Here is an 8,082-nt window from a genome sequence, read left to right as displayed (position 1 = left end):
CGCAGCCCCGGCTCCGGCCGTGCCGCGGGCCGCAGCAGCGGGGCCGTCGGCCGTACGGGCCGCTCGACAGGCTCCACGGCGTCCGGGCGCGCGGGCTCCGGCCGCAGCACGGTCGTCTCCCGTTCGGTGGTCCTGATCTCCCGCTGGAGAAGGACCTGTTCGGCGGGAGCGGTCAGCGGCGCGTGCGGGTACCGCGCGGCCGGGGCGTACGGCTCCGCGGGCGCGCTGCCCAGTGCCTCGATGCGCTCGAAGGGGCCGGGCAGGCGCGGCTGTACGAGCGTGCGCCGGGCCGCCCCCGCACCACCGCCGGACGCGCCCGGCAACGCGTACCGCGCCACCAGCCGCCCCAAGTAGTCGTCAGACATCAGCGCACAGCTCCAGGTAGTAGCGGCGCCGCAGCGGGCTGAGCGCCAGGATCTCGGGCTCGCTCCAGCCGTAGGCGGAGGCGAGCAGGTGGACGTCCAGGAGCACGTCACGCGCCCAGGCGTCCAGTTCGGTCCACAGGTAGGCGGCGATGTCCAGCTCGGCCGGGGTGGCCGCGCCGCACTCGGGGCAGGCGATGTTCAGCGTGACCTCGGCGCCGGGGTCGGCCTGCTCGACCGCCTCGGCGAACCGCTTCAGTACCGCTTCCGGCAGCCGCGCGTACTCCTCCTCCGTCGCCGTACGGCCGTTCCGTACCGCCGTGAGCACGCAGCGCGCACCCAGCAGCCGCCGGGCGTCCGCCGCGTCCGTGGCGGCGGCCGCGGCCTCGGTGAGGTCGGCGACGGCCGGCAGCCGGAAGGTCACCGACCAGCCGTCCTCGGCGACCCGCAGGCCGTCCTCGGGCGGCGCGGGCCGGACCGCGCCCAGCTCGGCCGCGTCCAGCTCGAACTCCATCGCCGCGCCGCACTCCGGGTCCGCACACGCCAGCTTGACCTGCATCCGCTCGCCGAAGAGCGCGCGGCGCAGCGCGAACAGGTCGGCGGCCCGTTCCCCGGCCGGCACCGACAGCAGTGCGTCGGTGCCGGCCTCGGGGCGGGCGGCGCGGTGCAGCAGCAGGGCACGGCCGCTGTCCTGGAGGGCCAGCCCGGCCTCCCAGGTGGCCAGCAGCTCAGCGGGCCCGGTGACCGCCATTCCTCACCTCGTCGTGTCTCGCTGTACGGGGTGACTCAGGCGGGGTGCGTGAACGAGGGCTCCTGCGGCTCCTCGACCTCGTAGTCCCGCTCCCAGCCCTCGCACTCCAGCTTCAGGCTCTGGATCGCCACCGCGTTGGCGTTGGCGTCCATCTCGCCGAGCACCTGGTACTCGCTCGGCCAGGCCCGGTAGATCTTGTGCGAGACGGCGACCTGACCGGCCTCGTTCAGGACCTGGATGACGATGTCCTTGCGGAAGTCCGCGAGCGACACCTCCGAACCCAGTCCCGCGCCGACCTGCCAGACCTTGTTGGCCCAGCGGTCGAACTCCGGGTCGTGGGTGACCCCGCGCTCCAGGGTGATGCCCTCGAACTCCGAGCGTCCGGGCGACTTCCGCGGCGAGCTGGGGTCGCCGCCGTGCCGGTGCTTGACGACCTCGGTGGTGCGCTTGAGCGGGGATATCTTGCTGATGCCCGCGACCGTCCGACCGTCCCACAGGACCAGGAACTTGAAGTTCTTGTACGGGTCGAAGCGATGGGCGTTGATGGTGAACTCAGCCATCGGATTCCTTCGTTGCCTAGATTCCTTCGCTGACGGATGCGTGGCTAGAGCTCGAACTGCCCGGCCATCTGCTGGATCTTGACGATCACGAACTCCGCGGGCTTGACCGGCGCGATGCCGACGACGACGTTGACGATGCCGTTGTCGATGTCCTCGGCGGTCGTGGTGTCCTTGTCGCACTTGACGAAGTACGCCTCGCGCGGCGTGCCGCCCTTGAAGGCGCCCTGCTGGAACAGGCCGTGCAGGTACGACGAGGCGTTGAGCCGGATCTGCTGCCACAGCTGCTCGTTGTTGGGCTCGAAGACCACCCACTGCAGGCCGCGCAGCAGGGACTCCTCGACGTGCAGCGCGAGGCGGCGGACCGGTACGTACTTCCACTCGCTGTCCAGCGCGTCGGCGCCCTGCAGCGTGCGGGCGCCCCAGACCACCGGGCCGACCATCGGGAAGGTCCGCAGGCAGTTGATGCCCAGCGGGTTGAGCAGGCCGTTCTCCCGGTCGGTGAGCTTGACCGAGAGGGAGTGCACGCCCGCCAGGCGCGCCTCGGTGCCCGCCGGCGCCTTCCACACGCCGCGCTCGCCGTCCGTACGGGCGATCACACCCGCGATGGCGCCGGACGGCGGGAAGGTGCGGAGCCGGCCGGTGAGCGGGTCGGTGAGCTGGAGGTGCGGGAAGTACAGCCCGGAGTGGTTGCCGCGGACCGAGTCCAGGGCGCCGATGCCGGCCCGCGCGGAGTCCACGGAGACCCAGGTCGAGGGCGCGTCCACCAGGTGGAAGATGCGCCGCTCCTGGCAGAGCCGCTCGGCGGCCGAGAGCACCGTGACCATGTCCTCGGTGTTCTCGTACGCGGAGAGCTCCGGCAGCGACAGCAGGTTCACGTCGTCGACGTCGCGCAGCGCCTGCAGGCCGGTCTTGCGGGCCTCGCTGCCGATGATGTCGCGCGGGCCCGGCGCGTCGCCGTCCACGCCGCCGGAGAGCGGGAAGACGGGCGGGTTGACCGACGCCTCCAGGCCCAGGTCGTTGGCGCACTCGCCGACGAACCGCACCACGTCCTCGGGGTCGGCCGACCCGGCGACCACCTGGAGGCGGCGGCCGAAGGCGGTGACCTGGGCGCCCGCGAAGGCGTGCTTGCCCGGGGCGTCCGGCAGCGCGCGCAGCTTGCGCTCCAGGAGGAGGGCGAGCTCGGTGACGGTGCAGGGGGCCTCGCCGTCCTGGTCCGGGTCGTAGAGCGTGAACTCGCGCTCCACCTCGCCGATCTTGACGGTGAGGTCCACGGCCAGGTCGGGCAGCTCGTGCGCGAACGGCTTGGAGACCGTGCCGGAGGGGTCGGGGCGCCCCTCGTCGAGGACCTTGACGCGGATCAGCTGGGAGCCCGCGTTGATCACGGTCTCGGCGTACCGGCCGCTCTCGGGGTCCATGGACAGGTTGCCGTAGGACTCGCGGGCCGTGCCCTTGGCGTCGAGGACCTGGAGGTTGAACGTCTCCTCACAGGCCGTGGTGTCGTGGTCGACGGCGACCCGCAGGCCGTCGCCCCAGATACCGGGCTCCTTGGCGTGCACCTCCAGCACCGGGCACTCGCTGTGCCCCTCGGTGGACTCCAGGGTGACGCATGCCTCTTCGCCGGTGCCCGCCTTGACGGCCCGGACGATCACGGCGACGGTGCCGCCGTTGCCGAAGAACTGGTGCACGGCGTAGCTGAGCGGACTCTTCGAGGTCAGGCCGCCGAAGCGGCGCTCGAAGTCGGCGAAGCTGGTGACGCGCACCGGGTGGTTGAGCGGACCCCGCCGGGTGTGTCCCACGAAGGCGGTCACCGAGGTGGTGACGGTGGCGATGGTACGGACGCTGCTGGGAAGCTCTTCGACGTAGACGCCGGGATAGGTCGCGTTTGTCGGCATTCCCCCTCCAATCCCTTCAGGCACCGAGTAAGAGGGCACCAAGAGGGAGGTGGGGAGGAGGTGGCCAAGCTGACGCCACCGCGCCCCTACGCGGCCGCGCACTGCTCATCAGTCTCCCCCGTCCGCCCCGGCGAGTTTCGGTCTTCCGGGACCAGGCCGCCGCTTGTGACGCCGGCCTGTGACTCCTGATGCGTAAGTGCACAACGCAGTCTCCAAGGCTGTGAGTTGAGGGGTCAAGGACGCGTTCCGGTCAGCTTTTGCGAAGGAGTTGTGTGGGCCGGTGCGGTCCGGTAAGCGGACGGCTGCGGTGCGTGTCGGGGCCGTACCGCCCGTGAGCGGGTCGCCCCGGTGCATACCGGGCAGCGGTTGCGCGCCATGGGGGGAGGTCCGGCAGCGGACGGGTGTACTCCGTGTGAGGGGGTGGTGCGGGCCACCGTCGAGATCCGGCCGAGTCCGGCCGGCCGGTGTGACGCGCGCCTCCGTCCGCGTGATCTGTGACGGTAATCACCGCCGCAGTGTGATCTGCGATTTAGGAGGGCCGGTGCAGCGGGGATAACCTGCGAGACGGACATGCCGCGTGCCGGCTGACGATGTACGCCCTTGCTGTGACTGCGTTGTCACCCTGCCTTCGCGGCACGCCCGCGCAGACAACGAATCCGCGATCACCACGACTCGCGGGCTACTTGATTAGCAAAGGGACGGACGCGCGTGGACCTGTTCGAGTACCAGGCGAGGGACCTCTTCGCCAAGCACGGTGTACCGGTGCTGGCCGGTGAAGTCATTGACACGCCTGAGGCGGCCCGCGAGGCGACCGAGCGTCTTGGCGGCAAGTCGGTCGTCAAGGCCCAGGTGAAGGTCGGCGGCCGCGGCAAGGCCGGCGGCGTGAAGCTGGCCGCCACCCCGGACGAGGCCGTCGCTCGCGCGACGGACATCCTCGGGATGGACATCAAGGGCCACACGGTCCACAAGGTGATGATCGCGGAGACCGCTCCGGAAATCCTCGAGGAGTACTACGTCTCGTACCTCCTCGACCGCACCAACCGCACCTTCCTCGCCATGGCGTCGGTGCAGGGCGGCATGGACATCGAGGAGGTCGCGGAGAAGACCCCCGAGGCCCTCGCGAAGGTTCCGGTCGACTCCATCGAGGGTGTGACCATCGAGAAGGCCCGCGAGATCGTCGCCCAGGCGAAGTTCCCGGCCGAGGTCGCCGAGAAGGTCGCCGAGGTCATGGTGACCCTGTGGGACACCTTCGTCGCCGAGGACGCGCTCCTCGTCGAGGTCAACCCGCTCGCCAAGGTCGCCTCCGGTGACATCCTGGCGCTGGACGGCAAGGTGTCCCTGGACGCCAACGCCGAGTTCCGCCAGCCGGAGCACGAGGCCCTGGAGGACAAGGCCGCAGCCAACCCGCTCGAGGCTGCCGCCAAGGCCAAGGGCCTGAACTACGTCAAGCTCGACGGCCAGGTCGGCATCATCGGCAACGGCGCGGGCCTCGTCATGAGCACCCTCGACGTGGTCGCCTACGCCGGTGAGAAGCACTCCGGCGTCAAGCCCGCCAACTTCCTCGACATCGGTGGCGGCGCCTCCGCCGAGGTCATGGCGAACGGCCTGGAGATCATCCTCGGCGACCCGGACGTCAAGTCCGTGTTCGTCAACGTCTTCGGTGGCATCACCGCCTGCGACGAGGTCGCCAACGGCATCGTGCAGGCCCTGGAGCTGCTGAAGTCCAAGGGCGAGGACGTCAACAAGCCGCTGGTCGTCCGCCTGGACGGCAACAACGCGGAGCTGGGTCGCAAGATCCTGTCGGACGCGAACCACCCGCTCGTGCAGCGCGTGGACACCATGGACGGCGCGGCCGACAAGGCCGCCGAGCTCGCGGCTGCGAAGTAAGGGAAGAGGGACTCCAGAACAATGGCTATCTTCCTCAACAAGGACAGCAAGGTCATCGTCCAGGGCATGACCGGTGCCACGGGCATGAAGCACACCAAGCTCATGCTGGGTGACGGCACGAACATCGTCGGCGGCGTGAACCCGCGCAAGGCCGGCACCGAGGTCGACTTCGACGGCACCTCCGTACCGGTCTTCGGCTCGGTCAAGGAGGCCATGGAGAAGACGGGCGCCAACGTCTCCGTCCTCTTCGTGCCGCCGGCCTTCTCCAAGGCCGCCGTCATCGAGGCCATCGACGCCGAGATCCCGCTCGCCGTGGTGATCACCGAGGGCATCGCTGTCCACGACTCCGCCGCCTTCTGGGCGTACGCGAAGGCCAAGGGCAACAAGACCCGCATCATCGGCCCGAACTGCCCCGGTCTCATCACCCCGGGCCAGTCCAACGCCGGCATCATCCCGGGCGACATCACGAAGCCGGGCCGCATCGGCCTGGTCTCGAAGTCCGGCACGCTGACGTACCAGATGATGTACGAGCTCCGTGACATCGGCTTCTCGTCGGCCGTCGGCATCGGTGGCGACCCGGTCATCGGCACCACCCACATCGACGCCCTCGAGGCGTTCGAGGCGGACCCCGACACCGACCTGATCGTCATGATCGGTGAGATCGGCGGCGACGCCGAGGAGCGTGCGGCCGACTTCATCAAGGCCAACGTCACCAAGCCGGTCGTCGGCTACGTCGCGGGCTTCACCGCCCCCGAGGGCAAGACCATGGGCCACGCCGGCGCCATCGTCTCCGGCTCCTCGGGCACCGCCCAGGCGAAGAAGGAGGCCCTCGAGGCCGCCGGTGTCAAGGTCGGCAAGACCCCGACCGAGACCGCCGAGCTCGCCCGTGAGCTGCTCGCCGGCTGACTGAGCGCGGCGCGGCGCTGCGTCCCTGACGTGGCGTGCGCGTAGCTTTTCCGAGCGCGGACCCGTACTCCCTTGGGGGGTGTACGGGTCCGCGTTCGTCTGTGCCGGGCCCCGCGTCAGGGGCGGTGCTGCGGGTCGTGCTCGGCGTGCGCGTCGCCGGCCGGGCCCGCGGGCGCGCCGGGCCGCACGGGCGGCTGGACGTACTGTTCGCCGGTCCCCGCCCACAAGGAGGCGGCCGTGACCGCCACGATCAGCCCGGTCAGCCCGATCGCGCTGCGCGTCATCCGCCGGGTGCTGCGCTCGCTGCCGGTCCGTACGGCACGCGCCGCCGCCGTCGGTACCGGATGCGCCGCCGCCAGCCGCGCCAGCCGCTCGCAGAGGATCTCCCGCTGCCGGGCCGGCGGCTCGCCGGCCAGCCCCAGCTCCGGCAGCCGCCCGGCCAGCGCCTCGCGGGCGTACGTGAGCCGCCCGTGCGCGGCCGGCGTGCTCGCCTCGATCTCGGCCGCGGCCTCGGGCAGCTCCAGGCCGACGGCGTCGTGGAGCAGCAGGGCGCGGCGGTAGGGCGCGGGCAGCCGCAGCAGGGCGGCCAGCAGCGGATCGGGCCGGTCGCTGCCCGCCGCCTTCGCGGGGGACCGGAAGGTGCTGAGGCGGAAGCGGTGCCAGGGGGAGAGCGCGTACTCGTGTGCCGCGGCCCGCACCCAGCCGGCCGGGTCGAGGTCCCTGGCCACCTCCGGCCAGCGCTGCCAGGCCAGCTGGAAGCCCCACTCGACGGCCTCGCGGGAGAGGCGCGGCCGCCCGGTGAGGAGGAACGTCTGCCGGGCGAGCGCCGGCGCATGCCGGACGTACAGGGCGTCGAAGGCGGCCGCGGGTGAGGGCACGTCACCGGTCGCCGGTGACGGTACGTCAGCCGGGCCGGCGTCCTTCCGGGGTGATCGGGGCTGCTGGGACTTTCGGGCTGTCCGGGTTGTAAATCCCATAAACGTATCTTGGGCGACACGTCCGGCATTCGCCCGCTGCGTAGTGGAAACGGGTGTTGTTGGGAGCATGGCGGCGTGAGCCAGATGACCGACAACGGACCGACGGCGGCCACGCCGGGCGGGGCCGCCGCGCAGCCCGCCGCCACGACCGGCGGCGCGTTCCTCGCGGGGGCGGTGACCGCCGGGCTGGGCCTCGGCGTCTGCACCGTCTCCGTACTCCTCCTGTGGATCATCGCGCCGGCGCCGGTCGCCGGCAGCCCCTCCGGCGCGCTGCACATCGCCGCCGACCTGTGGCTGCTCGCGCACGGCGCGGACCTCGTACGGACGGCGGGGCCGGGCGCCGCGGCCGTGCCGGTGGGCGTGACGCCGCTGCTCCTCGTCGCCGTTCCCGTATGGCTGCTGTACCGCTGCGCCCAGCGCGCCCTGTCGGCGGCGGAGGGCGGGCCGCGACGGCCGGCGCGCGGTACGGGACCGCTGCGCCGCCCCGCTTCCCCGGGCGCCGTGCTCGGCCGGTTCCTCGGCGGATACCTGCTGACCGCCGCGGCCGCCGTGGCCTACGCCGCGTCAGGGGCGCTGCGGGTCGCGCCGGTCAGCGCGCTGCTGTGCGTGCCCTTCACCGCCGCGGGCACGGTGGCCGTGGTGGCGGCGCGCACGGTCGGGCTGCGTACCGTACTGCCGATGCCGGCGCGCGCCCGGCGGGTCTGGGCCGCGCTGCCGCCCGGCGTGCGCGCGGCGCTCGCCCCGCCC

7 protein-coding genes and 1 pseudogene are annotated in these 8,082 nt (G+C 71.9%); 3 read left to right on the top strand and 5 right to left on the bottom strand.

Annotation, left to right across the window (positions count from 1 at the left end):
• From CCS38_RS02500 to CCS38_RS02485, 4 genes and pseudogenes are all read right to left on the bottom strand, one after another.
• Positions 1-365, bottom strand: a pseudogene (locus tag CCS38_RS02500) (hypothetical protein); the annotation flags it as partial.
• The gene (locus tag CCS38_RS02495; protein WP_223731524.1) at positions 358-1,113 is read right to left on the bottom strand and encodes a T4 family baseplate hub assembly chaperone; all 756 of its coding nucleotides are present in this window, start codon (positions 1,111-1,113) and stop codon (positions 358-360) included. The gene CCS38_RS02495 and the pseudogene CCS38_RS02500, both read right to left, overlap by 8 nt.
• A 35-nt stretch (positions 1,114-1,148) precedes the next feature.
• The gene (locus CCS38_RS02490; protein WP_030254205.1) at positions 1,149-1,673 is read right to left on the bottom strand and encodes a phage tail protein; all 525 of its coding nucleotides are present in this window, start codon (positions 1,671-1,673) and stop codon (positions 1,149-1,151) included.
• Positions 1,674-1,717: 44 nt separating this feature from the next.
• Positions 1,718-3,565: a phage tail sheath C-terminal domain-containing protein gene (locus CCS38_RS02485; RefSeq protein ID WP_223731523.1), complete on the bottom strand. Its 1,848-nt coding sequence runs from the start codon at positions 3,563-3,565 to the stop codon at positions 1,718-1,720.
• A gap of 708 nt (positions 3,566-4,273) precedes the next feature.
• On the opposite strand from CCS38_RS02485, the gene sucC reads away from it, so the two are divergent.
• Together sucC and sucD are read left to right on the top strand one after the other, a co-directional pair.
• The gene (gene sucC / locus CCS38_RS02480; RefSeq protein ID WP_030254201.1) at positions 4,274-5,452 is read left to right on the top strand and encodes an ADP-forming succinate--CoA ligase subunit beta; all 1,179 of its coding nucleotides are present in this window, start codon (positions 4,274-4,276) and stop codon (positions 5,450-5,452) included.
• A 21-nt stretch (positions 5,453-5,473) separates the two neighbouring features.
• Positions 5,474-6,358, top strand: a complete 885-nt coding sequence (sucD, locus tag CCS38_RS02475; protein ID WP_223731522.1) for a succinate--CoA ligase subunit alpha — start codon at positions 5,474-5,476, stop codon at positions 6,356-6,358.
• Between the two features lie 116 nt (positions 6,359-6,474).
• On the opposite strand, the gene CCS38_RS02470 is transcribed toward sucD, so the two are convergent.
• Positions 6,475-7,236 (bottom strand): RNA polymerase sigma factor, encoded by a 762-nt coding sequence (locus tag CCS38_RS02470; protein WP_308050650.1) that lies wholly within the window; start codon positions 7,234-7,236, stop codon positions 6,475-6,477.
• A gap of 183 nt (positions 7,237-7,419) precedes the next feature.
• On the opposite strand from CCS38_RS02470, the gene CCS38_RS02465 reads away from it, so the two are divergent.
• On the top strand, positions 7,420-8,082 hold a 663-nt coding region (locus CCS38_RS02465; RefSeq protein WP_223731525.1), incomplete at its 3' end, for a cell division protein PerM.

Source organism: Streptomyces purpurogeneiscleroticus (assembly GCF_020024005.1).
Taxonomy (GTDB): Bacteria; Actinomycetota; Actinomycetes; order Streptomycetales; family Streptomycetaceae; genus Streptomyces; species Streptomyces purpurogeneiscleroticus.
Note: the sequence above shows the minus strand (reverse complement) of the source record. Positions and strands in the feature narration are given on the sequence as shown.

Coding starts and splice junctions, on each gene's coding strand:
- CCS38_RS02495 (WP_223731524.1), bottom strand. CDS start 1,113: ATGGCGGTCACCGGGCCCGCTGAGCTGCTGGCCACCTGGGAGGCCGGG.
- CCS38_RS02490 (WP_030254205.1), bottom strand. CDS start 1,673: ATGGCTGAGTTCACCATCAACGCCCATCGCTTCGACCCGTACAAGAAC.
- CCS38_RS02485 (WP_223731523.1), bottom strand. CDS start 3,565: ATGCCGACAAACGCGACCTATCCCGGCGTCTACGTCGAAGAGCTTCCC.
- sucD (WP_223731522.1), top strand. CDS start 5,474: ATGGCTATCTTCCTCAACAAGGACAGCAAGGTCATCGTCCAGGGCATG.